The following is a 25,695-nucleotide window of genomic DNA, read 5'->3' on the forward strand; positions in this document are numbered from 1 at the left end:
TTATGTCCATTAACTGGAAAACCGCAATAGAATTTGAAGATATTACTTATAAGAAAGCTGACGGTATAGCCCGTATTGCTTTTAATAGGCCTGAGGTGCGCAACGCTTTTAGACCTAAAACAGTGAGTGAGCTTATTAAGGCTTTTTATGACGCACAAGAAGATCTTTCTATAGGTGTGGTTATTCTTACTGGTGAAGGACCTTCTAAGAAAGATGGAGGCTGGGCCTTTTGTAGTGGTGGTGATCAAAATGCTCGTGGACATGATGGCTATAAAGATGACTCTGGTACTGGTAGATTAAATATTCTAGAAGTGCAACGCATGATACGTTTTATGCCTAAAGTGGTTATTTGTGCTGTGCCTGGCTGGGCTGTAGGTGGTGGACACAGTTTACATGTAGTATGTGACATGACTATAGCTAGTAAAGAACATGGTGTTTTTAAACAAACAGATACTGACGTAGCTAGTGTAGATGCTGGTTATGGTAGTGCATACCTAGCAAAGATGGTAGGCCAGAAAAAAGCACGTGAGATTTTCTTTTTAGGTCGTACTTACAGTGCGCAAGAAGCCATGGATATGGGAATGGTAAATGCTGTCGTACCTCATGAAGAACTGGACCAGACGGCGTATGATTGGGGACAAGAAATTCTTAAAAAATCTCCTATTGCTATTAAAATGGCAAAATTTGCTATGAATGCGACTGATGACGGTATGGTAGGACAACAGGTGTTTGCAGGAGAAATGACACGTCTTATCTATATGACAGACGAGGCTAGAGAAGGTAGAGAAGCGTTTTTAGAAAAACGTGCTCCAGAATGGGGAACAGATCGTTATATTCCATAATATTTTTAGAAAAGATAGAAATTACAAAGTGTCAATTTTAAGAATTGGCACTTTTTTATTTTATGGTAAAAAGAGAGCTTCTTGTATCCTAGATTTTAACTGTAACTACATAGATTGTACTAAGTTCCTTCTCTTTTTACTTACATTAGCACAAGATATAAGTTACAAGTATATCTAGTCTAACCACACTCTTATGGAAGATCAACAAGATGTTATTAATCAGCTGATTGAAAAATTAGCTATTCTTTCTAAAAAGCAAGAGGCTTTTAAGTACGAGATATTTGATTTAAAAACACAACTCAATCAATTACAGTCTTCTGTACAGGCTAGTAATGAGCAAGAAAAATTAGAGGTAGAAAAACCTGATATTCCAGAAACAGATGCAATAATTAATAACGCTGCGGCAGATTGGGAGTTCTCTGATCAGCAGCAGCAGCAGCAGCAGCAGCAGCAACCACAACAAAATAGTCAGCCTATCTCAAATGATAATTGGGATGCAGTACCTAGTAAAAAGACTGTAAGTTATCAAAAACCCATACAGCAACCTAAAAAGAAATCGCCGCTTCAAAAATCTAATCTTGAAAAGTTTATAGGAGAGAATTTATTAAATAAAATAGGTATTCTTATAACGGTTATAGGTGTAGGGATAGGAGCAAAGTATTCTATAGAAAATGATTTAATAAGTCCGCTTACTAGAATTATTTTAGGGTATTTGTCTGCAATAGGTTTGTTTGGTTTTGGTATGAAACTGAAACAGAAATATGAATCTTATAGTGCTGTGCTAGTAAGTGGAGCGATAGTAATACTTTACTTTATTACATTCTTTGCCTACAGTTTTTATGAATTGATACCGCAAACGGTCGCCTTTATTCTCATGGTGATGTTTACAGGGTTTACCATAGTCGCCTCGCTTAATTATAATAAACAGATTATCGCGCATCTAGGACTGGTGGGCGCTTATGCAGTTCCATTTTTACTAAGTAATGGTTCTGGTCAGGTAGAAATACTGTTTAGTTATATAGCGATTATTAATATAGGTGTACTCATTCTAGCGTTTAAAAAATACTGGAAACCCTTATATTATTCTTCGTTTGCTTTCACTTGGTTAATTTTTATCTCTTGGATAGTATTGGATTACCAAGATCAAGAACACTTTACTCTTGCGTTAGGGTTTTTACTTGTTTTCTTTATCATATTTTATCTTACTTTTCTCTCCTATAAATTGGTTAAGAAAGAAGTATTTGCCGTTTCAGACATCGTATTGCTGCTCTTAAATTCGTTTGTTTTTTACGGTTTAGGGTTTGTTATTTTAGGTGATAATGAAACTGGAGAACATTATTTAGGTCTATTTACATTATGCAATGCGATAATTCATTTTGTGGTGGCGACAGTCATTTATAAGCAGAAGAAAAGCGATAGAAAACTATTTTACCTAGCAACAGCACTAGTACTTGCTTTTATATCTATAGCTATACCAGTGCAATTGGATGGTAACTGGGTAACTTTATTATGGACGGCACAAGCAGTGTTGCTTTTCTGGTTAGGGACCTCAAAGAAAATTGAGATATATGAAAAGCTATCTTATCCTATAATGTTGCTTGCGACTTTAAGTCTATTCCAAGACTGGGATAACGACTATAATGTTTATGATATAGAAACTTATAGTGATATTATTCCTTTGTTTAATATAAGTTTTATGAGTTCTATGCTATTTGTAGCGGCACTAGGATTTATCGTTTATCTTCAAAGAAAAGAGACTTTTGTATCGGCGCTTTCTAAGGATGGTATTTTTTATAAAATGGCTATGTATTCCATACCTTCTGTTTTAATTTTCACTCTGTATTGTGCGTTTAGATTAGAGATAGAATTTTACTTTGATCAATGGTATGATACTTCTCGAGTTCAACTACCTGAAGGATCTAGTCCTTATGCAAATGATGTCTATGATTCTAGTATCAAGGATTTCAAATCTATATGGATAATTAATTATACACTCTTATTTATAGGTCTATTATCTTATTTTAATTACAAGAAAATTAAAAATAACATTCTTGAAAAGGCTGGATTAATATTCACGGTATTAACCGTATTCATCTTCTTAGTACAAGGACTTTATGAAATTAGTGATTTAAGGGAAGTCTATTTATCCACCTCAGAATATTATAATAGAGGTGTGTTCTATCTTCTTATACGTTATATATCGTTTGTATTTGTAGCTTTTGCAATGCTCACTTTGTATCGATTTGTGAAAAAACCAGGAATAGCCAAAGGCTTTAAAATCGTCTATGATCTTATCCTACACATAAGTATAGTATGGGTAATAAGTAGTGAGCTAATACACTGGCTAGATATAGCAGGCGCAACAGATGCTTATAAATTAGGGCTGAGTATATTATGGGGCGTCTATTCTTTCTTATTAATAGGTTTTGGAATTTTAAAGAACAAACCTTATTTAAGAATAGGTGGCATGGGATTATTTGGTATTACCTTAATAAAACTATTCTTCTATGACATTGCTCATCTAAACACCATTTCAAAAACTATCGTATTTGTATCTCTAGGAGTTTTGCTTTTAATAATCTCATTCCTTTATAATAAATACAAGAACCAAATCAATTACAATGAAAAGGAAGATTAAACTTTGTACTGTGTTAACGCTTTTCATAAGTGTGATATCATTTGCTCAATTAAAAGAGTACGATTTTAAAAGATCCCTAGATCCGGTAAAAGAGGACTGGCATACCATTACTGTACCTGATGGTATATTTAGTAAAGTGTCTCCATCTTTAAATGATATGAGAATTTATGGAATATCTGCAGCGCTAGATACCATTGAGGTTCCTTATATTTTAAAGGTTAATAAGGAAAAGACTATTTCTCAAAAGCACCCTTTTGAGATTATCAATACCTCAAAAACTAAAAAAGGTTATTATTTTACCTTTAAGTTAGACGCACCGACTAGTATTAATAATATAGAGTTGACCTTTAAGGATACAAATTTTGACTGGAAGGTAGATCTAGAAGGTAGCCAGCATTTAAAACAATGGTTTACGATTCTAGAAGATTATAGAATACTAGACATTCACAACACAACCTCTGTGTATACATTTACAGATTTAGTTTTACCAGAATCTAGTTATCAATATTTCCGTGTGCTAGTAAGAAGTGAACAACAGCCTGTGTTAGAATCTGCTTTAATATCTATGGATAAGCTCATAGAAGGTGAGGTAGTAAAGCATCGCGTTAAAACTATGAAACTTAAGGAAGATAAAAGTTCAAAGTCGAGTGTATTTGAATTTGAGTTAGAAAATAAAGTTCCTGTAAGTCGTATTAAAGTTCATGTAGATGCCAATTATGATTACTTCAGAACGATCAATATATCATACCTATCTGACAGTATTAACACAGAAAAGGGCTGGAAATATAACTACCGCAACATACGCACAGCGACTCTTAATTCATTAGATACTAATGAATTTAAGATTGATAAAACGATTGCTCAAAAATTTAGAATATCTGTTTTAAATGGCGATAATCAAACATTAGACATTACATCAGTTACAGTAGAAGGTTATAAACATGAATTAATAGCTAGATTCAACCAGCCAGCAGATTATTTACTTGCCTATGGAAATGAGGCCGCTTACCGCCCTAATTATGATATACAGAAATTTAAAAACACCATTCCTGCTCAGTTAACCAGTTTAGGATTAGGTAAAGAAGTGGCTATTGATAAAATCAAACCTACTGAAGTATCACCTTTATTTGAAAACGAATGGTGGCTTTGGGTAGTTATGGGTATTGTGATTGCTTTATTAGCTGGTTTTACTTTTAAGATGTTAAGTAATACTAATAGTAAGATAGAAGAGTAGAGTAGAGTAGAGTAGAGTAGAGTAGAGTAGAGTAGAGTTTATTTTAATTACGCTTTCGCGAAAGCGGAACTAAAATTAATCTTCTTTACGGTGTTTTAGAGAGCAACACTACTTTCTACCACATCTTCTATGGTAAGTTGAAGATGTTTAGGAAGTAAGTTATCCTTAGGTAAAACGGCTAGATGTCTATCTTCATTAGAATCAAATACCTGCTTTAATAAAGGATTGGGCGTTCCCAGTCGCTCACAAATATCACTTACTAAATCTATATGGTGGATAAGATTGCGACTACCTAGGTGAAAAATACCGCGGCGACGTCTGTTGATAATGTAATGGAGTTGCTGTACTAGTTTTTTAATATGTGTAGCGTTTATAACCACATTAGAAAATACCTCGATAGCTTCATTCTTCTTAAGTTGATCTTTGATCTCATTAAGACGTGGAGAGCCAGTACCATAAATCATAGGTATTCTACAAATCACGTATTTAGAAACAGGTTTTCTAAGTAATTCATTTTCGATTCTTATTTTAAAACGACCATAAATACTTTCTGATAGTGTTTTATCATACTCATAACTAGGGTAATTAGTAAAACGATCAAAAACGTTTGCACTAGACAGAAAAATCACCTTGCAATCATGATTATCTATGTAGTCAGATATCTCAAAATGCATTCTTAAAAGACTATTCACATTACCTCTTACGGCGGTTACTATAAATTTAGGTTTTAAATTATCTAGTAGTACGTCTAGACTTTCTAATTCATAATCAAACTGATGAAAATGTTTATTTTTTTCAAAGGTCTTACTATCTGTTCTATAGGTAGCATGTACATCAAAAAAAGGCGCAAGCTCTTTATAAAGGGCATTCCCTATAAAGCCGCTTCCGCCTAGTATTAAGATTCTATTCAAAAATGTAAGATTTACTTTTTATAAAAAGGTAGTTTTACCACAGTAGCAGGCACTAACTTTTTTCTAATTTGTATGTGTATTTTATTACCTGGAGTTGCAAAAATAGGTGGTACATAACCCATTCCTATTCCTATTCCCATAGATGGAGACATAGTACCACTGGTAACTATACCTAGATCTTGCTGGCTGCTATCTTTAATTTCATAACCACCACGAGGTATTGCACGCTCGTCCATTTCAAAGGCGATTAACTTTCTATCAACACCTTTTTCTTTGTGCTCTAGTAACTGCTCATGATTTACAAATTCTTTGGTGAATTTTGTAACCCATCCTAGTCCAGCTTCATATGGAGAAGTAGTGTCATCTATATCGTTACCATAAAGACAGTAACCCATTTCTAATCTTAAGGTATCACGTGCAGCAAGTCCTATAGGCTTAATACCAAAATCTGCTCCAGCTTCAAATACTTTATTCCAGATTTGTTCTACCTCTGTATTTTTACAATATATCTCAAAACCACCAGAACCTGTATAACCAGTTGCACTAATGATTACGTTTTCTATACCTGCAAAGTCAGATACTTCAAAGTGATAAAACTTAATAGCACTTAAATCTACTGAAGTAAGTGATTGCATAGCTTCTACAGCTTTAGGACCTTGAATAGCAAGAAGAGAATAATCTTCAGAGAGATTTTTCATGTCTGCATTCATAGAATTATGAGAGGTAATATGATCCCAGTCTTTATCAATGTTAGAAGCATTTACAACTAGTAAATATTGCTCTTCTTTAATTTTATAAACGATCATGTCATCTACTATACCACCAGTAGCGTTAGGCAGATAACTATATTGAGCTCTACCTACTGTAAGTTTAGACGCGTCATTAGAAGATACTTTTTGAACTAGATTTAAAGCCTCTGGTCCAGAAATTAAAAATTCTCCCATGTGAGAAACGTCAAAAACACCTACGTTATCTCTAACAGTCTGGTGTTCTATATTAACACCTTCATATTGAACAGGCATATTATATCCAGCAAAAGGAACCATTTTTGCTCCTAATGATTCATGTATAGCGGTAAGCGCGGTATTTTTCATATTCTAAGTTTTACGAGTTCAAATGTAGAGATTTCTCCTTTAAATAGCACACCTTTTTAGATTCTGAAAATGCTAACTAATTCACAATTCTAATAAATAGCTTTACAAGCGATTTCATTAACTTGCAGGTTCATAAAATTGACACTTTGAAAATTCTAAGCGCACAACAACTGGCAGAAGCTGATCTGTCCACAATTAATAAACAACAAATATCTAGTAATGATTTAATGGAGCGTGTGGCAACACTCGTTTTTGAGAGACTCCATCAACGATTAAACGGTGCACCAGTGCCTGTAAAGATCTTTTGTGGTATAGGAAATAACGGTGGTGATGGTCTTGCAATAGCTAGACATATGATACAACATGGTTATCATGTAAAGGTTTATATCACTAACTGTAGTAAGAAAAGATCACCAGACTTTTTAGTGAACTATGACCGTATTAAAGATGTGACTAACGAGTGGCCAGTATTATTGAGCTGTAAAGAAGATTTTCCAGAAATCACACCTCAGGACTTTATTATAGATGCCATCTTTGGTACAGGTATTAATAGACCTGTAGATGGCTGGATGGCCGATTTAATAGTCTATCTAAATAGTGTCAGTGCATTTAAAGTGGCTATAGATATGCCTAGCGGTCTGTATGCAAATACAGCACATAAAACTGATGATGCTATATTAAAGACAGACCATACCTTTACTTTTCAAACGCCTAAACTTTCTTTTTTCCTTCCTGAAACTGGTCAGTATACCGGTACTTTTGAGGTAATTAATATAGGTCTGGATCCTGAGTATTTGATGGCTGCAGCACCGCTAGCTCAATTAATTACTAGGGAGGCTGCTCAAAATATGTATCAACCTCGCGAGAAATTTTCTTATAAAGGAGATTATGGTCACGTTCTAACATTTACTGGTAGTAAAGGTAAGATGGGAGCCGCTGTACTTTGCGCTGGAGCAGCTATAAATGCAGGAGCAGGTAAAGTAACCGCTTATATTCCAGAAGATGGTAATTTTATAATGCAATCTTCTTTGCCAGAGGTGATGACTGTAGAAAGTGAAGGCGAGGATTACATAACAGATTTTAATAATCCTATTAAGAATGCAGTTTTGTGCATAGGTCCTGGAATAGGTGTGGAGAAGGATACGTGTTCCGCTTTCGCGAAAGCGGTAAAAGAACAATCTACTCCTATAGTTATAGATGCTGACGGTATTCAAATTCTAGCAAAGCATCCAGAATTATTAAAAGATATACCTAAAGATTCTATTTTAACACCTCACGATGGTGAGCTTAAACAGTTGATAGGCGAGTGGGATAATAGTTATACAAGGTTAGAAAAAGCACAAGAATTTTCTAAGAAGAACAATGTGATTCTTGTTTTAAAAGGGGCGCATACGATTACTGTGGCAGGTTCTGGTCAGTATGTTAACAGTACAGGAAATCCTGGAATGGCAACAGCAGGTAGTGGCGATGTGTTGAGCGGTATTATAGCTTCATTTCTTGCACAAGGATATGACCCACTTACCGCTGCCGCATTTTCTGTTTATATACATGGAGCGAGTGGTGATCTAGCATCTCAAACTTATGCGCATGAAGGTCTTAAAGCTTCTATAATATCTAACTTTGTTGGACCAGCGATATTACAGCTTTTTAGAAATCCGCAGCAAGAGCAATAACCACAACCACAGAGTTAAACTTTTTGTTTAATATTGCCGCAGTCTAAACAGCCCATCATGACACACGAAATTTCTTCAAAACGTTTAAGTTTAAAAGATTTACAGCATATAGTAAATAATGTTACTACTTTAAATTTATCAGATAACGCAGCACAAGCCGTAAAGGAGTGTAGAGATTATTTAGATAAAAATTTTGGTAGTACAAATAGTACACCGACCTATGGTATCAATACGGGATTTGGTTCTTTGTGTAATACCCAAATAGAGAATGATCAACTAACGCAGTTGCAGCACAATCTAATTATGTCACATGCATGTGGAGCAGGAGAAGAGGTTCCAGAAAAGATAGTGAGATTAATGCTATTTCTTAAAGTTCAAAGTTTGAGCTATGGTCACAGTGGTATAAGTCTAGCCGTAATACAGCGATTAATTGATTTTTACAATACAGGAGTATATCCAGTTGTTTATCAACAAGGTTCTTTGGGAGCATCTGGAGATCTTGCACCACTAGCACACCTTGCTTTACCATTAATAGGATTAGGAGAAGTAGATTACAAAGGAAAGCGATATACTGGTGCTGAGATCAATGAGCTTTTGGGATGGGATGCTCTTCAATTACAGTCTAAAGAAGGTCTTGCTCTTATTAATGGTACGCAATTCATGCTAGCCTATGGAGTTTATTTAAGTTTAGAATCGCAAAAACTATGGTATTGGTCACATGTGACTACCGCTATATCATTAGATGGTTTTTCTTGTAATATGTCTCCCTTTGACGAGCGAATTCATTTGATAAGACCACACAAAGGACAGCTTAAGAGTGCATCTATTATCCGAGAATTATTAGACGATAGTGAGATAGCGTCTGGCAAAAAAGAGAATGTACAAGATCCTTATAGTTTTAGATGTACACCACAAGTTCATGGTGCTACCAAGGATACACTAGATCATGTTATTAAAACGATAGTGACAGAATGTAACTCGGTTACCGATAATCCTAATGTATTTCCAGAATCTGATACGATTATTTCTGGAGGTAACTTTCATGGACAGCCACTTGCACTAGCTCTAGATTTTCTTTCTATAGCGATGAGTGAAATAGCTAGCATTAGTGAGCGTAGGATATTTCAATTAATGAGCGGTACGAGAGGTTTACCACCATTCTTATGTAATAATGCTGGTTTAAATAGTGGTTTAATGATTATTCAATATACCGCAGCAAGTATAGTAAGTCAGAATAGACATCTTGCAAATCCTGCTTCTACAGATAGTATCGTTAGCTCTAACGGGCAAGAAGATCACGTGAGTATGGGAGCGAATGCTGCAACTAAAGCTTATAAGATTATTGATAATATTAAAACGGTACTTGCCATAGAACTTATAAGCGGTACGCAAGCATTAGAATTTCAAGGCAAGAAAACATCTGACTTTCTAGAATCGATAGTTATGCTATTGCGTAGTTCGGTACCTTTTTACGATACAGATAGAGTCATGTATGGAGATATTCAGCTAGCTAGAGAGTTAATGGATTCTACAGCTCTAGATCTAGAAATATTAAATTAAAAAAAGAGGTGAACGTTTTATAGTTCACCTCTTTTTTTTAATTGAGTAATTGATAGTTCGTCCAGTTGATGGCGTGTTCTTTATTGAAAAAAGATTGGAGTTTGCCAGGTTTAAAGAACTTACTCTCTAAATCTACAGAACTTATAATTTGAGAATTGCTCTCGACTATACTTATACTTCTTAAATTCTGGTGCTTTGTATTATATAAATGCACCATGGGATCTATGCTGTAACTATTCTCGCGCATACTTATATATCCTAGTTTTTGCTCGGTACCATAATGAGCAATAATCTCATCGTTAAGTATAGAGTTAATGGCCATATTAAAATGTATACCTTCGTTAATTATACCTATAATTATATCTTTATGTAATTCAAATTTTCCGAACCCTAATTCTAAAATATTCATAATTCAATTCTTAAATCGAGGTGCAAATATAAGCGCTTTTTACTATGCACGCATAATAAAAAACATAACCAAAGATTATTCGATCAACTACTAAATTGATAGTTTTAAGACGTAAAACGAATTTAATTATGTCTTTTTTTACGTCGTTTTCATTAAGGTTTTGCTTATAAATTCTTCATATTTCATAAAAAAAATAACGTAAAACAGCAGGTCGTAAAAAAAACGAGTCTTAAGAAATACATCTTAAGACTCGTTTTAAAGAATTTATTTTAAAAATTACTCTGCAGACTGCTCTTCAGATGCTTTTTCAATTTTTATCACTAGCTTATCTTCTTCTTTATCAAAATTCATGAAAATAGAATCACCTTCACTAAGCTGGCTGTTTACTATTTCTTCGGCAAGAGCATCTTCTATGTGCTTTTGAATAGCTCTTTTAAGTGGTCGTGCACCGTACTCTTTATCAAAGCCTTTTTCTACGATGTAGTCTTTTGCCTCGTCACTTAGAGAAAGATTGTACCCAAGACCTTTGATTCTAGTAAATAACTTAGCTAGCTCAATATCTATAATTTTATGAATATCATCTTTTTCTAAAGAATTGAATACAATTACATCATCTATCCTGTTTAAGAATTCTGGTGCAAATGTTTTCTTTAGTGCCGCTTGTATAACTCCACGAGCATTATCATCTTCAGCCATTTTGCGTGCTGCAGTACCAAATCCTACACCAGAAGCACCAAAGTCTTTTAGTTTTCTAGCACCTACGTTAGAAGTCATAATGATAATAGTATTTCTAAAATCAATTTTTCTTCCTAAACTGTCAGTTAAGAATCCATCATCAAGAACTTGTAGTAACATATTAAATACATCAGGGTGTGCTTTTTCTATCTCATCTAGAAGTATTACTGCATAAGGTTTACGTCTTACTTTTTCAGTAAGTTGTCCACCTTCTTCATAACCTACATATCCTGGAGGCGCTCCCACAAGTCTAGAGATAGCAAATTTCTCCATGTATTCACTCATATCTATACGTATAAGTGAATTTTCAGAATCAAATAATTGATTTGCTAGAACCTTTGCTAGTTGTGTTTTACCGACACCAGTCTGTCCTAAGAATATAAAAGAACCTATTGGTTTATTAGGATCTTTTAATCCAGCTCTATTACGTTGTATAGCTTTTACAACTTGTTTAACCGCTTTATCTTGACCTATTACTAGATCTGCAATAGTACTATTAAGGTTGCTTAATTTCTTTAACTCTTTAGTCGCGACACGATTAACAGGAATTCCAGTCATCATGCTCACTACTTCAGCAACGTTTTCTTCCGTTACTGTGTCTTTATGAAGTTTAGAAGCCTCCTCCCATGCATTTTGTGCATCTTCTAGCTGTTGTTCTAACTTCTTCTCATCGTCTCTTAATTTTGCAGCTTGTTCATATTTCTGCTTTTTAACAACGTTATTCTTTTCTTTCTTAACATCTTCTAGTTGCTTTTCTATTTCAACTATCTGTTCAGGAACTTCTATGTTAGTAATGTGAATACGAGATCCAGCCTCATCAAGAGCATCAATAGCTTTGTCAGGTAGAAAACGATCTGTCATATAGCGATTAGTCAACTTCACACAAGCCTCGATAGCCTCTGGAGTGTATATCACATTATGATGATCTTCATATTTTGCCTTAATATTATTAAGTATAGTAATAGTTTCTTCTACAGATGTAGGTTCTACCATTACCTTTTGGAAACGTCTTTCTAATGCACCATCTTTTTCAATACTATTTCTGTATTCATCAAGAGTAGTGGCACCTATACATTGTAATTCACCACGTGCAAGAGCAGGTTTAAACATGTTAGATGCATCTAGAGAACCAGCTGCACCACCAGCACCTACTATGGTGTGAATCTCGTCAATGAAAAGAATGATATCATCATTCTTTTCTAATTCATTCATAACGGCCTTCATACGCTCTTCAAACTGCCCTCTATACTTAGTACCAGCAACTAGGCTAGCAAGGTCTAGAGTGATGACACGTTTATCATAGAGAATACGAGACACCTTTTTTTGCACTATACGCAGGGCAAGACCTTCGGCTATGGCACTTTTACCTACACCAGGTTCACCTATTAATAGAGGGTTGTTTTTCTTACGACGACTCAAAATTTGTGAAACACGCTGTATTTCTTCTGTACGACCTACTACAGGGTCTAACTTATCATCTTCGGCCATTCTAGTAAGATCACGACCAAAATTATCTAAAACCGGAGTTTTTGATTTCTTATTCGTTTTCTTATCTCCTCCTGAAGGTGAGAATAAATTTTCCTTACCACCATCGTGCATTTCTTCTCCTGCATCGTCATCGCTAAATGATTGTGCACTCACATCTTCTATATAACCATCTTCTTGTGATAGAATCATTTTAAATTCATCCTTCACATTATCATAGTCTACACTTAGCTTATTTAAAAGTTTTGTAGTTGGATCATTCTCATTACGTAAAATACATAATAATAAATGAGCGGTATTAATAGATGTACTTTGAAAAAGTTTTGCTTCTAAAAATGTAGTTTTTAAAGCGCGCTCTGCCTGTCTAGTGAGATGTAAGTTCTTTTTCTCATTTACGGCGGCTACTATATTAGGGTTTGCTGGACTTAATATCTCAACTTTACGACGTAGGTTATCTAGATCTACCGATAGATTATTTAAAATCTCAATCGCTTTTCCATCTCCATCTCGCAGTAACCCTAACATTAAATGTTCTGTACCTATAAAATCGTGACCTAATCGCAATGCCTCTTCTTTGCTATAGGCGATCACGTCCTTAACTCTTGGTGAAAAATTATCGTCCATATTGCTTCTTTCGTTTAAAAGTATTGAATTTATCCTTTCAAAAAGCATTCCGTAATATAAAAAAGGGTTAATACTTTGTTCGCTTTCGCGAAAGCGTAACATTTACAGTACTTTACCTTAATATATATACTATTAAAACTTATTCACAGAGAAGGTTTAAAAGTGTTAATAAAAACAGAGCTAAAACGGTATCAACACCTTATTATTACTAGCGATTTCCTTAAATTGCTAGTTGTTAAAATAACTAATTTAATATAATCTGATTTACATGGCAGATGGAGAAAAGTTAATCCCGATTAATATCGAGGATGAAATGAAGTCAGCATACATCGATTACTCGATGTCAGTCATAGTGTCACGTGCACTGCCAGATGTGCGAGATGGACTAAAACCAGTACACAGAAGGGTTCTTTACGGTATGTATGAACTAGGTGTACTGTCTAATAGAGGTTACAAAAAAAGTGCAAGAATAGTAGGTGAAGTACTAGGTAAGTATCACCCACACGGTGATACATCTGTTTACGATACTATGGTGCGTATGGCTCAAGAATGGTCATTGCGTTATATGATGGTAGATGGTCAGGGTAACTTCGGTAGTGTAGATGGTGATCCACCAGCTGCAATGCGTTATACTGAAGCAAAAATGCGCAAGATATCTGAAGAGATGCTTGCCGATATCGATAAAGAAACAGTTGACACTCAACTGAATTTTGATGATACTCTATCAGAGCCTACAGTACTGCCTACAAAAATCCCTAATCTTCTTGTTAATGGAGCTAGTGGTATAGCCGTAGGTATGGCAACTAACATGCCTCCACACAACTTAACGGAAGTAGTAGATGGTACGATTGCTTATATCGAGAATAACGATATAGAAATAGAAGAATTGATAACACACATAAAAGCCCCAGATTTCCCTACCGGCGGTATCATTTATGGTTATGATGGTGTTAAAGATGCATTTCATACCGGTCGTGGACGTATTAAAATACGTGGTCGTGTAAGAATAGAAGAAGTAAAAGGTCGTGAATGTATAATCGTTGATGAGTTACCATACCAGGTGAACAAAGCAGATATGATTAAGAAAACTGCTGACCTTATTAATGATAAAAAACTGGAAGGTATTGCCTCTATTAGAGATGAGTCTGATAGAAAAGGAATGCGTATCGTTTATGTGTTAAAACGTGATGCGATACCTAATATCGTTATTAATAAACTTTATAAGCATACTGCATTACAGTCTAGTTTCAGTGTTAATAATATTGCTTTAGTTAATGGTCGTCCACAATTACTTAATGTAAAAGAGATGATTCATTACTTTGTGGAGCATAGACATGAAGTAGTAACTCGTAGAACAGAATATGAACTGCGCAAGGCTGAAGAAAGAGCACATATTTTAGAAGGATTAATTATTGCTAGTGATAACATCGATGAGGTTATTGCATTAATAAGATCAAGTAAAAATGGTGAAGAAGCTCGTGGTAAGTTAATTGAGAGATTTGAGCTTTCTGAAATTCAGGCACGTGCAATTGTTGAAATGCGTCTTAGACAGTTAACAGGTCTAGAGCAGGATAAATTGCGTAACGAGTATAGTGAGTTAATGGAAACCATTGCTGACTTAAAAGATATTCTTGCAAAGAAAGAACGTCGTATGCAAATTATCAAAGATGAACTTATTGAGGTTCAGGAAAAATTTGGTGATGAGCGTCGTTCAAAAATTGAATATGCTGGTGGTGATCTAAGTATAGAAGATATGATTCCAGATGAGCAGGTAGTTATTACTATTTCTCATGCTGGTTATATTAAAAGAACAAGTCTTACAGAATATAAAACACAAAACCGTGGTGGAGTAGGTCAGAAAGCGAGTACTACTAGGGATGAAGATTTCTTAGTGGACCTTTTTGTAGGTACTAACCACCAGTACATGCTGTTCTTTACAGAAAAAGGTAAGTGTTTCTGGATGCGAGTTTATGAAATTCCTGAAGGTAGTAAAACGTCTAAGGGTCGTGCTATTCAAAACCTTATTAATATTGAACAAGATGACAATGTTAAAGCGGTAATTTGTACTCAGGATATTAAAGATAAAGAATACATTAATAGTCATTTTGTGATAATGTGTACTAAGAAAGGTGTGGTTAAGAAAACATCTTTAGAACAATATTCTAGACCAAGATCAAACGGTATTAATGCCATTACCGTTAGAGATGGAGATACACTTTTAGAAGCAAAACTAACTACTGGAGACAGTCATGTAATGTTAGGTTTAAAGAGTGGTAAGGCGATACGTTTTGACGAATCTAAAACTAGACCTATGGGTAGAAATGCCAGTGGTGTAAGAGGTATTAGATTATCTGATGATGACGATGAGGTAATAGGAATGGTTGCTGTAAACGACATGGACTCTAATATTCTTGTTGTTTCGGAAAAAGGATATGGAAAACGTTCTAGCCTAGATGATTATCGTGAGACTAATCGTGGTGGTAAAGGTGTTAAAACGATATCAGTTACTGAAAAAACTGGTGGTCTAGTAGCGCTTAAAAATGTGAATGATAAAGATGGTCTTATGATTATCAATAAATCAGGAGTAGCTATACGTATGAACGTCGCAGATTTGAGAGTGATGGGACGTGCGACACAAGGTGTCCGTCTTATTAATCTTAAAGGAAATGATTCTATTGCAGCTGTTGCAAAGGTGGTGAAAGATGAAGATGAAGAAGATATTGAGTCTGATGAGAGCGTAATTGCTGCTCAAGAAAATGGAACAGATCTTGAAGTAGATGATAGCGAAGAATAAATTCAAAATATTATTATGAAATTTAAATTAACAATAACTTTTCTAGCAATAGCCTCTATGGCTGTTGCTCAGAAAAAGGAGATTAAGAAAATAACTAAAGCAGTAGAAAAAGGAGAATTTAATAAAGCGCAAGAATTATTTAATTCTATAGATGAAAATTCTGTAGAAGCAGACTATGCAGGTGCTTATGAATTTTTCAAAGCTGCAAATTATATGGACCTTACAGGTGTACAGTCAGTAAGTCTTGATAATTTACGTAAAGCAGAGTCTGCTATCGCAAAGTCTAAAGAATTGGGTTATTCAAACTTGAAGTTCGAGCCGATGTTAGAAAATTTGATTCTTAATCGTAAACTTCAGATAGCAAATGATAAAGTAGCTAGTGGAGATGCAGATATGGCGTTGAAACTGGTAGATGAACTGTATGAAAGTAATCCAGAAAATTTAGATATGCTTTATAATGCAGGTAATCTTGCTTATAGTAGTTCTAAGTTTGATGTGGCTTTAGAAAGATATTCAGCACTTTTAGAAAAGGGTTATACTGGAGTAAAAACTACTTATGTAGCGACTAATTTAAATGGTGTAGTTGAGCAATTTTCTAATGAAAAAGTGAGAGATTATTCTGTAAAAGCAAAAACTCATACAAATCCTGCTTTAGAAAAAAGCAATTCTAATTTAGGTGATATTGTTCTTAAGACGGTATGGTTACATGTGAATAAGGAGGATAAGGTAAAGGCAAAAGAGATTTTTGATACTGCTCTTAAGGCTAATCCTAATGATCAGTCTCTTAAACTGGTTAAACCAGATGTATTATTAACTTTAGGAATGATGGAAGAGTACAAGGAAGCTATAGAAAACATGGACTCTGATGTAACTGATCCTAAGGTTTTTGATAATCTAGGAGCTGCAGCAATAGAGAAAAAGAATTATGAAAGTGCAATACGTTACTTTAAATCTAGCCTTAAGTTAGAGTCTAAAAACTATTATGCTTTAGTAAACTTATCTAATGCTTATCTAGAAACAGGTAATTTAGAGACGACAACTGCTGCAGAGCAAAAGGAGTATTATACTCAGGCAGTTTCTTATTTAGAAAAGGCACACAATGTAAAGCCAGAGGATAAAGGTGTCATGGCAACTTTGGTTAGTCTATATGACTTTTTAGGGATGACAGATAAATCTGCACAAATTAAATCTAAGATGTAAGTATTTATATCGCTTTCGCGAAAGCGGAATAGAAAAAAAGCTCTTGATAAAATCAAGAGCTTTTTTTTTTTGCTTAAAGAATTTTCTTAATAACTCTCAACTTGTGAGTATGAATATTTTCTTCGACATTAAAAATTCCACTCTGATCTAAGCGATCTATTCTTACCTTACCATGAGCGTGTATTATATAATTATCACTCATTATTATTCCCACATGTGTGATTTTCCCTTCGTTATTGTCAAAAAATGCAAGGTCACCTGGTTCAGCTTCTTCTATAAAGCTCAACACTTCACCTTGTGTAGCTTGCTGGCTTGCATCTCTTAATAGATCAAAACCACTTAGTCTATAAATTAATTGTGTAAAACCACTACAGTCTATGCCTAGAGGTGTCCTTCCTCCCCATAAGTATGGTGTGTTGAGAAATAATAAGGCATTGCTAATAAGGTTAGAACTACCTAGTATAACTGTGTTTATGTCGTTTTGAAAAGTGTCTTTTAATAACGATGTAGAACTTACTTGAGCACCGATGGTTAGTGTGCTCAATGTTTTGTCTTCATGTGTTAAATGAGATATTAAATCCTTAGAATAGAATTTTGAGTGTTTTACAAAGTGTTGATATTGTTCAAATTCAATTTCTTTGAACTGTTTGTTATCAATCCAGCCTTCATAATTATCATGAGCTAGTCTGATTTTAGACCATTTCTTTCTTTTTTCTAATACCTTAAATAATTCCCCATAGAGAACTTGTGATACCATCTCGCTGGCATCACTAGTTTCTAACCTTAGAGGAGCAATAGAAATCGGACATACACCGTATCTCATAGATTCTTAACTTACGATTGTATCACGATTGCACTTGCGCCACCGCCACCATTACAGATCGCTGCAGCACCTATCTTTCCTTTTTCTTGTCTTAAGACGCTCATGAGTGTCGTAACTATTCTAGCACCGCTACAACCTAGAGGGTGACCTAATGAAACGGCACCACCGTATACATTTACATTACTGTCATTAAGACCTAATATTTTCATGTTAGCTAAGCCTACTACAGCAAATGCTTCATTAAATTCAAAGTAATCTACATCACTTATAGCCACGCCTGCTTTGTTAAGAGCTTTAGGAAGCGCTTTCGCAGGAGCTGTTGTAAAGTATTTAGGCTCTTGTGCTGCGTCAGCATATCCTATTATAGTTGCTAGTGCAGTTAATCCTAGTTCATTTGCTTTTTCTTCACTCATCAAGACTAATGCGGCGGCACCATCATTGATGGTAGAAGCGTTAGCTGCTGTAACGGTACCGTCTTTAGAAAATGCAGGTCTCAGTGCAGGAATTTTATCCATTCTTACATTTAAGAATTCTTCATCTGTGTCAACTATTACATCATCTCCTCTTCTTTGTGGTACAGCTACTGGTACAACTTCGTCGTTAAATTTACCAGATTCCCATGCAGATTTAGAGCGTTCATAAGATTGTACGGCAAATTTATCTTGGTCTTCACGAGTAAAACTGTGGTCTGTTGCGCATAAGTCTGCACAAGTTCCCATAGCTTCTTGACTATATGCGTCAACTAATCCGTCTTTTTGCATACCGTCTACTAGAGTAGTTGGTCCAAATTTTTGACCATTTCTCATATGTACATAATGTGGTATCATGCTCATGTTTTCCATTCCTCCGGCAATAACGATATCGTTATCTCCTAAGGCGATAGATTGAGCAGCCATCATAATAGTCTTCATACCACTTGCACAAACCTTATTAATAGTAGATGCCGGCGTGTCTATAGATATTCCTGCCCCTAATGCTGCCTGTCTAGCTGGAGCTTGTCCAGTACCTGCTTGCACTACGTTACCCATTAATACCTCGTCTACAAGATTAGGCTCCAAAGAAATTTTATCTAGCGCACCTTTAATAGCTACAGATCCTAATTTTGTGGCTGGAACTGATGATAATTTACCCATAAAACTTCCTATAGGAGTTCTTGCATAAGATACTATAACTACTTTTTTCATGTCTTGATTTTTATACTGCAAAAATAACGAATTTAATAAGTAATTTAGGTCTAACTGGTCTACCAAACACTCATTTCTGTGACTATATTAATGGTTTATTAAAACTATAGTCGTTAATTTGTCTTCTTTGCATCACGTAATGAATAGATTGTACAATTATCAAAGTCTTGTCTATAAAATCATTTTACTATGTTTTTGTACTGCATTGACTGTTTATGTATTTCCTAATAATAATCGTTTTAAATATGATTATAACCAGGGTGAGCCTTGGGATTATGAAACTTTATACGCTCCATTTTCTTTTCCTATAGAAAAAGGAGAGCAAGCTTTATTGTCAGAACAACAAGAAGTTTCTGCTAAGACACCACGTTATTTTAAGGTAGACAATAATACTAAAGATAAGGTTTACAAAAATTGGCTAACGAAATATAATGCAAGTACCGATTCTTTAAATAACGATGAGTTTAAGATTGTTGTCAATGATGTGAAATCTATTTTAAACAAGTTGTACAAAGTAGGTTATCTTGAAGTGCCATTAGATCTAGATGATAATCAGCCTGTTGTCTTAACTGCAAATAATGAGGTATTGTCTTCTAGTTATGGTGAAATTTATCTGCCAAACGAGCTAAGCGATTTGATAAGTAAAAAAAATCTACTAACTAATAATTCAAATTTAAATAAAACAGTTTTATTATCTAGTTTACTTAGTTCTATAGAGTCTAACATCGTTTTTGATAAAGAATTAACTGACCTGGCTGTCAAGGAAGAATTAAGTAAGATTTTAACTACTAGGGGTTTAGTGTCAAAAGGAGCTCGTATTATCGCTCAAGGCGAAATAGTAGAAGGGCAAAAACTATTAATACTAAATTCTTTAAATCATACCTATAAATCGCAGACTTGGACAGACTCACAGTATAATTGGAAACTTACCGGTTATATCATCTTAGTGGGAATGGCATACGCTATGTTATTATTATTCCTGTGGAGATATCGTAAAGATATATTTTCTAATTTTAGAAAATTATTTTTTATATTTTTCAATGTAGGTTTAATTGTAACGCTAACAGCGACAGTAGTAAATATTAATGTAGAGTACATATATGTTGTGCCAGTGTGTATTCTTCCTTTAGTGCTTAAAGCTTTTTTTGATGCTAGACTAGGTTTGTTTACTCATGTGGTTACCATTTTTATATTAAGCTTTATAGTTCCTAATAGTGATGAGTATCTTTTTTTACAAATGATGTCTGGAATAGTAACTATTCTTTCAGGTAAGGAAATATATAAAAGAGCAAATCTGTTTCTAACCGTTGCACAGATAATAGGGGTGTATTTTATATCTTATTTCGCTTTTTACGCAATAAACCAAGGAGGTATAATAGGATGGGAATGGGGACGTCTAGGTTACTTTGTTTTGTGTGGTTTAGCTATGTTATTCGTTTGGCCTCTTATTTACATATTTGAGAAAATATTTGGATTGGTAAGTGATGTTTCTTTGTTAGAGCTTAGTGATACTAATTCACGACTTCTTAAAGAACTATCTAATAAAGCTCCAGGAACTTTTCACCATTCGTTAAATGTGGCAAATATTGCCGAAACTATTGCAAACGAAATAGGAGCAAATGCAATGCTAGTTAGGGTAGGGGCGCTTTATCACGATATAGGTAAAATGAAGAATCCAACCTACTTTACCGAAAATCAAGGAAGCGGTATTAATCCACACAATGATTTAGATCCAGAAGATAGTGCTAGAATAATTATAGATCATACCATAAACGGTATAGAAATCGCTCGTAAATATAATTTGCCAGATAGAATAATTGACTTCATAAGAACACACCATGGTGATAGTCTGGTGTATTATTTCTATTCTAAAGCAAAAGAAGATAATCCTGACGTAGATAAAGATAGTTTTAGATATCCAGGTCCAAGACCTTTTAGTCAAGAAACTGCTATACTTATGATTTCAGATAGTGTAGAAGCAGCTTCAAAAAGTTTGAAGAATCCTACTTCGATTAAAATAGATAACTTGGTAGATAAGATCATCGAGGGGCAAGTGGATAGCGGACAGTTCTTAAATGCAAATATTACTTTTAAGCAGATAGAATTGATTAAAGCTGTGATTAAAAAGAAGTTAGCAAGTATTTATCACGTCAGAATCGAATATCCAGAATAAATTTCAAAAAAAAAGTTGATTTTATTTGTGAGAAACAGAAAGTAGACTTAAATTTGCAACCGCTTACGGAAAGGAAGCAAGTTCATTAACATATTAGGAGAGGTGCCAGAGTGGTAATGGAGCAGATTGCTAATCTGTCGACGGGCAACCGTCGCCAGGGTTCGAGTCCCTGTCTCTCCGCAAAATTAACCTCTTTAATATTTGAATTAAGATATTAACATACAAGGTTAGTACATCAGAACCGAAACTGATATAAATAAAAATCGGGGTGTAGCGTAGCCCGGTCATCGCGCCTCGTTTGGGACGAGGAGGTCGCAGGTTCGAATCCTGCCACCCCGACTGAGTAAAAGCCTAATAACTTAAATATCAAGTTATTAGGCTTTTTTAATACCCTTTTTTGCCGATTTTCTGCCGAAAAAGTTTTCTTTTTTCTTGTATAATTCTATATCAAGGTGAATCGATTTGAATCTTTTTTACCAAATATTCCACATTTGAAAATTATTTTTACCTTTCAAAAATGAAGATAACTGTTTGGAAGCTATTTGTACCTTTCTAGTGCCATCTTTATTTGTATTTTTAAAAATTATATATGATTGAGTTTTCTTATTTAGATACAGCATCCACTACAAAAGTAGATGAGCGGGTTCTATCCAAAATGCTACCGTATTTTTCAGAATATTATGGAAATGCTTCAAGCAACCATATTCTTGGGAAAAAGGCTAAAGAAGCTGTTGAAAAAGCAAGAGTCCAAGTTGCAAATATTATTAATTGCGAGAGTGAAGAGATAATCTTTACATCTGGTGCTACAGAATCTATCAATTTAGCAATCAAAGGTTATTTGGAATCAAATACAGACAGAGGAAATCATATAATTACCGTAAAGACCGAACATAAGGCGGTATTATCTACTTGTGAGTATCTCGAGACTAAAGGTTTCGAGGTTACATATTTGGATGTTGATGAAATTGGTCATATTTCTCTGGACCAATTGAGGGAATCCGTAAGAGAAAGTACTCTACTTGTTGTAATTATGTACGTAAATAATGAAACAGGAGTGATTCAACCAGTTAAAGAAATAGGTCAGATTGCAACAGAAAATAATATCACTTTTTTTTGTGACGCTACACAAGCCGTTGGTAAAGTAAATGTTGATGTAGAAGAAGATCTAATAGATATGCTTTGTTTTTCTGGGCATAAACTAAATGGTCCAAAAGGCATAGGCATTTTATATAAAAGAAGAAATATAGAAATAACACCATTGATGCATGGGGGCGGCCAAGAAAAAGGGCTAAGAGGGGGAACCTATAACACTCCTTTAATTGTTGGGTTAGGAGAGGCTTGCGAGTTAGCTTTTAATGAGTTTGATAGTAATATTGTAACGTTACTTGAAAAGCAAAGAGCGTTAGAGTCATATTATGAAATTAATGATATTGGCATTATTAATTTCAAAAATGCGCCAAAAGCACCTCATATTGTTAGCATTACCTTAAACAATTTTGAATCGGAAGAATACTTGATGATGAAAGCAAATGAATTTGCTGCTTCTACTGGTAGTGCTTGTAACGCTGAAGTGATTGAAGTTTCACATGTGTTAAAGGCGTTGAACATAAAAAATAGTAATAGGATAATAAGAATAAGTATTTGATTTGGAAAAGACTATTGAAGAGCAAAAACAGATGGTTTATGAAACTTTATTAGAAAGTAAGAAACCATTAATGGCGAAAAGAATTGCCTATAATATATATAGAAAATATGATGGCTATAGAATGTCTCGTTTTGTGGTTAGAGATATTTTATGGAAAGAAATGAAGGGGCAGTTTGAATATGATAAAAACGATTACACCTATATAATAAAGAAAAGGCCTAACATTAAATCAACAGATTTATGCGCTGAAACACAAAAACCAGAAAAAGAGAACTTATATCAAGAAACCATTAACATTCTTTTAAAAAAAGAGGGGTATGAAACAGTATCTGAATTTAAAAATTTAATTAAGAGTAATTTCCTTGGAGTAAATACAGGAAATAAAAAATTTGACGAATTAATTAAATTAGTAGTAAAGGATAATAAAATAACACCTGCGGAAGAGTCTTTTTTAAAGGAAAAAACACATGAACTAGGATTACCTTTTGACTTAATAAATAAAGCAAAAAAACATATAAACTCAAATAACCCATACTTAGACAACATCATACACCTTATTTTTGAAGATGGTATTATAAGTGAAAAAGAACTTATTTTTTTGAAAGAAAAAGAAAAAGAAAACAATTTTTCCAAAAGTTTCGTTAACCAAAGGTTTTGGCAAATAGGCGTATGTTTTTATCTAAAAGAATTAATGAAACACAGCCAGTTCATTACATTTATTGAGCTTTGGGAGGTTGGGGTTACATTTGGTTTGGAGCTCTTTAAATCTGATACATGGCTCATTTTAAATCTTGATATTCATCGCAGTAATAATATAAAAACTATTATTGAAAAAGGTCAGTCCAATATTAGAAATAAACTTCTTGAATATCTATATAATAATTATAGATTTAAAGAAAATGAATTAAAAAACTTCTGTAAAGTATTGAATTTAGAATATAAATTTAATGAGGAAGAAAACATTGAAGAAAATGATAAAAAAATAATGAAAATACTTGAACAAGAAAAAATAAGAATTGGTTGTCCCGAAGTAAATCTTTTAGTTGAAAATGTAAAATATAGAATTGAAAATAATTTATGGGATTAAATCACTTAATAAAAAACTTAAGCGATAGAGATAAGTCTAAAATTTTAGGTGATAAGACAACGAAAATTATTAGATATAGCTTCGTAAATAATGACAATGAAGCATTACCTAGAGAAATACTTAATAAAGCAGTCGCATTACACAACGGAATTAATTTGGTAAATAAGACTAAATTAAGAACTAAATTAATAGAATCAATTCCCCCAAATGAATTAAAAGATTTAGGATTTGAAGGCACAGAATATACAATTTACGATCACGCAATAGAAACCTATAATAATAATTTAGAACAGTTTTTTAAAGATTTTAAAATTGAAAATACCTACAGGGAGATAGAAGTTGAAGATAACCGAACTAATTTCGAATATGCTATCCCTATTTATGGAGAACCAAATGGTACAAACGCTTTTCCTCACTCATATCAATTAAGAGTAAAAAAGAATTTATCAAAACACCTAAATGCAATTTATAACTATAACACAAACAAAACTTTAGTAACGTTACCTACTGGAGCTGGTAAAACAGTTTTGGCAATGGAAACAATTGTGGACTTGATTAGGAATTATAATGAAAAAAAACCTTTGAATATAGCATGGGTTGTTAATTCAAAAGAGTTATGTGAGCAAAGTTTACAGTCGTTTCAAAAAATATGGAAACAAAAAGGAGACCGCTTGGTAATGGCCCAAAGATATTGGGATAGATTTAATAGTTTTAATAAGGATAATATTGATAAAATAACTTTTGCTTCGTTTCAACTTTTAACACCAAGAGTTATAAATAATTCACCTGAAGACTTAAATTTTATAAAAAATTTAGACTACTTATTTATCGATGAAGCACATTTTACAGGAGCAGATCAATACCAAGAAATTTTCAAAACATATATTAAGCTTAACGATAATCCAAAAATAGTAGGATTGACAGCGACACCACTTAGAGCTGACGATAGTGAATTTGGAACCTTAAAGACAATGTTTAATCATTATCTACAATTAGTAGATGAAAACAACAATAGTGTACCAAGCCCTATCGATTTTCTAATAGAAAGAGATTATTTATCTAACATTGAATATCAGGTCATAAATGAACTTTCAGCAACAAGAAATAGCCAATTAATTGATAAATCTGCTTATTACAAAGGATTACATGAAAATGTAGTACTGACTTGTAGAAATTTAATTGAAGATAAAAAAAACACGATCATATTTGCTGAATCTAAAGCCCATGCTATTGCTTTAAGCCTTTATTTAAAGTCAGAAGAAATTGAAAATGAATTAATAGTTGGTGAAACGCCTACAGCGAATAGAAAAAAATACCTAGAGCGCCTTGGTAACAAAGAGGATAGCTTATCTATTTTAGTAAATGAAAAAATACTTGCAACGGGGATTGATGTGCCTGGGCTAAACTCTATAATGATTTTAGCAAATATCGATTCTATCACAACAGCTTTACAAATTTTAGGTAGAGCTATGCGAGGGCCTAAAAATGGTGGAAATAAAAATAACACTATTTACATAACAAAAGACAATAAAATAAAATTAGAAAATTATAATTTACTAGAAGCAAAGGCTTTAAATAACTAAA

General features: G+C 33.9%; 17 protein-coding genes and 2 tRNA genes. 13 read left to right on the forward strand and 6 right to left on the reverse strand.

Translation table 11 applies throughout. From position 1 onward, the window contains the following. Positions 1-2 precede the first annotated feature (2 nt). From ABJF08_RS13075 to ABJF08_RS13085, 3 genes are all read left to right on the forward strand, one after another. Positions 3-842 carry a 1,4-dihydroxy-2-naphthoyl-CoA synthase gene (locus tag ABJF08_RS13075; protein WP_348116696.1) on the forward strand — a complete coding sequence of 280 codons (840 nt, stop codon included), beginning with the start codon at positions 3-5 and terminating at the stop codon, positions 840-842. 193 nt (positions 843-1,035) lie between these two features. Further along, complete coding sequence (locus ABJF08_RS13080; RefSeq protein ID WP_348116697.1) at positions 1,036-3,480, forward strand: DUF2339 domain-containing protein; 2,445 nt, start codon at positions 1,036-1,038, stop codon at positions 3,478-3,480. Continuing rightward, a complete protein-coding gene (locus tag ABJF08_RS13085; RefSeq protein WP_348116698.1) occupies positions 3,464-4,714 on the forward strand; it encodes a DUF3999 family protein in 1,251 nt (416 codons plus the stop codon). The genes ABJF08_RS13080 and ABJF08_RS13085 overlap by 17 nt, the downstream gene beginning before the upstream one ends. Before the next feature lie 95 nt (positions 4,715-4,809). On the opposite strand, the gene ABJF08_RS13090 is transcribed toward ABJF08_RS13085, so the two are convergent. Further along, on the reverse strand, positions 4,810-5,625 hold the full coding sequence (locus tag ABJF08_RS13090) for a sugar nucleotide-binding protein (protein ID WP_348116699.1): 816 nt from the start codon (positions 5,623-5,625) through the stop codon (positions 4,810-4,812). 11 nt (positions 5,626-5,636) lie between these two features. Further along, positions 5,637-6,719: a glycine cleavage system aminomethyltransferase GcvT gene (gcvT, locus tag ABJF08_RS13095; protein ID WP_348116700.1), complete on the reverse strand. Its 1,083-nt coding sequence runs from the start codon at positions 6,717-6,719 to the stop codon at positions 5,637-5,639. 146 nt (positions 6,720-6,865) lie between these two features. Here gcvT and ABJF08_RS13100 point away from each other — a divergent pair, with 146 nt between their 5' ends. Both ABJF08_RS13100 and hutH read left to right on the forward strand, forming a co-directional pair. Further along, positions 6,866-8,392, forward strand: a complete 1,527-nt coding sequence (locus ABJF08_RS13100; RefSeq protein WP_348116701.1) for an NAD(P)H-hydrate dehydratase — start codon at positions 6,866-6,868, stop codon at positions 8,390-8,392. A gap of 57 nt (positions 8,393-8,449) precedes the next feature. Further along, positions 8,450-9,952 carry a histidine ammonia-lyase gene (hutH, locus tag ABJF08_RS13105; protein WP_348116702.1) on the forward strand — a complete coding sequence of 501 codons (1,503 nt, stop codon included), beginning with the start codon at positions 8,450-8,452 and terminating at the stop codon, positions 9,950-9,952. A 37-nt stretch (positions 9,953-9,989) separates the two neighbouring features. Here hutH and ABJF08_RS13110 read toward each other — a convergent pair whose 3' ends face one another. Together ABJF08_RS13110 and ABJF08_RS13115 are read right to left on the reverse strand one after the other, a co-directional pair. After that, positions 9,990-10,361 carry a hypothetical protein gene (locus ABJF08_RS13110; RefSeq protein WP_348116703.1) on the reverse strand — a complete coding sequence of 124 codons (372 nt, stop codon included), beginning with the start codon at positions 10,359-10,361 and terminating at the stop codon, positions 9,990-9,992. Positions 10,362-10,637: 276 nt separating this feature from the next. After that, on the reverse strand, positions 10,638-13,205 hold the full coding sequence (locus ABJF08_RS13115; protein ID WP_348116704.1) for an ATP-dependent Clp protease ATP-binding subunit: 2,568 nt from the start codon (positions 13,203-13,205) through the stop codon (positions 10,638-10,640). 268 nt (positions 13,206-13,473) lie between these two features. Between ABJF08_RS13115 and gyrA the strand changes: the two genes are divergently transcribed. Further along, positions 13,474-15,999 (forward strand): DNA gyrase subunit A, encoded by a 2,526-nt coding sequence (gene gyrA / locus ABJF08_RS13120; RefSeq protein WP_348116705.1) that lies wholly within the window; start codon positions 13,474-13,476, stop codon positions 15,997-15,999. A 15-nt stretch (positions 16,000-16,014) separates the two neighbouring features. Further along, positions 16,015-17,199, forward strand: coding sequence for a tetratricopeptide repeat protein (locus ABJF08_RS13125; RefSeq protein WP_348116706.1), 1,185 nt, complete (start codon positions 16,015-16,017; stop codon positions 17,197-17,199). 73 nt (positions 17,200-17,272) lie between these two features. Here the strand turns inward: ABJF08_RS13125 and ABJF08_RS13130 are convergent, their stop codons facing one another. Both ABJF08_RS13130 and ABJF08_RS13135 read right to left on the reverse strand, forming a co-directional pair. Next, complete coding sequence (locus tag ABJF08_RS13130) at positions 17,273-18,022, reverse strand: C40 family peptidase (protein ID WP_348116707.1); 750 nt, start codon at positions 18,020-18,022, stop codon at positions 17,273-17,275. Between the two features lie 11 nt (positions 18,023-18,033). Next, positions 18,034-19,206, reverse strand: a complete 1,173-nt coding sequence (locus tag ABJF08_RS13135; protein ID WP_348116708.1) for an acetyl-CoA C-acyltransferase — start codon at positions 19,204-19,206, stop codon at positions 18,034-18,036. Positions 19,207-19,345: 139 nt separating this feature from the next. Here ABJF08_RS13135 and ABJF08_RS13140 point away from each other — a divergent pair, with 139 nt between their 5' ends. The 6 genes from ABJF08_RS13140 (at position 19,346) to ABJF08_RS13165 (ending at position 25,694) form a co-directional block, all read left to right on the forward strand. Beyond that, positions 19,346-21,379 carry an HDIG domain-containing metalloprotein gene (locus tag ABJF08_RS13140; RefSeq protein ID WP_348116710.1) on the forward strand — a complete coding sequence of 678 codons (2,034 nt, stop codon included), beginning with the start codon at positions 19,346-19,348 and terminating at the stop codon, positions 21,377-21,379. 96 nt (positions 21,380-21,475) lie between these two features. Continuing rightward, positions 21,476-21,559, forward strand: a tRNA-Ser gene (locus ABJF08_RS13145). Positions 21,560-21,643: 84 nt separating this feature from the next. Beyond that, positions 21,644-21,718, forward strand: a tRNA-Pro gene (locus ABJF08_RS13150). 250 nt (positions 21,719-21,968) lie between these two features. Beyond that, on the forward strand, positions 21,969-23,024 hold the full coding sequence (locus ABJF08_RS13155; RefSeq protein ID WP_348116711.1) for a cysteine desulfurase family protein: 1,056 nt from the start codon (positions 21,969-21,971) through the stop codon (positions 23,022-23,024). Position 23,025: 1 nt separating this feature from the next. Beyond that, a complete protein-coding gene (locus tag ABJF08_RS13160; RefSeq protein ID WP_348116712.1) occupies positions 23,026-24,111 on the forward strand; it encodes a hypothetical protein in 1,086 nt (361 codons plus the stop codon). After that, positions 24,102-25,694, forward strand: a complete 1,593-nt coding sequence (locus tag ABJF08_RS13165) for a DEAD/DEAH box helicase family protein (protein WP_348116713.1) — start codon at positions 24,102-24,104, stop codon at positions 25,692-25,694. The genes ABJF08_RS13160 and ABJF08_RS13165 overlap by 10 nt, the downstream gene beginning before the upstream one ends. The last annotated feature ends 1 nt before the right edge of the window (position 25,695 follow it).

The sequence above is a fragment of the Nonlabens sp. genome, assembly GCF_039941875.1.
GTDB lineage: Bacteria > Bacteroidota > Bacteroidia > Flavobacteriales > Flavobacteriaceae > Nonlabens.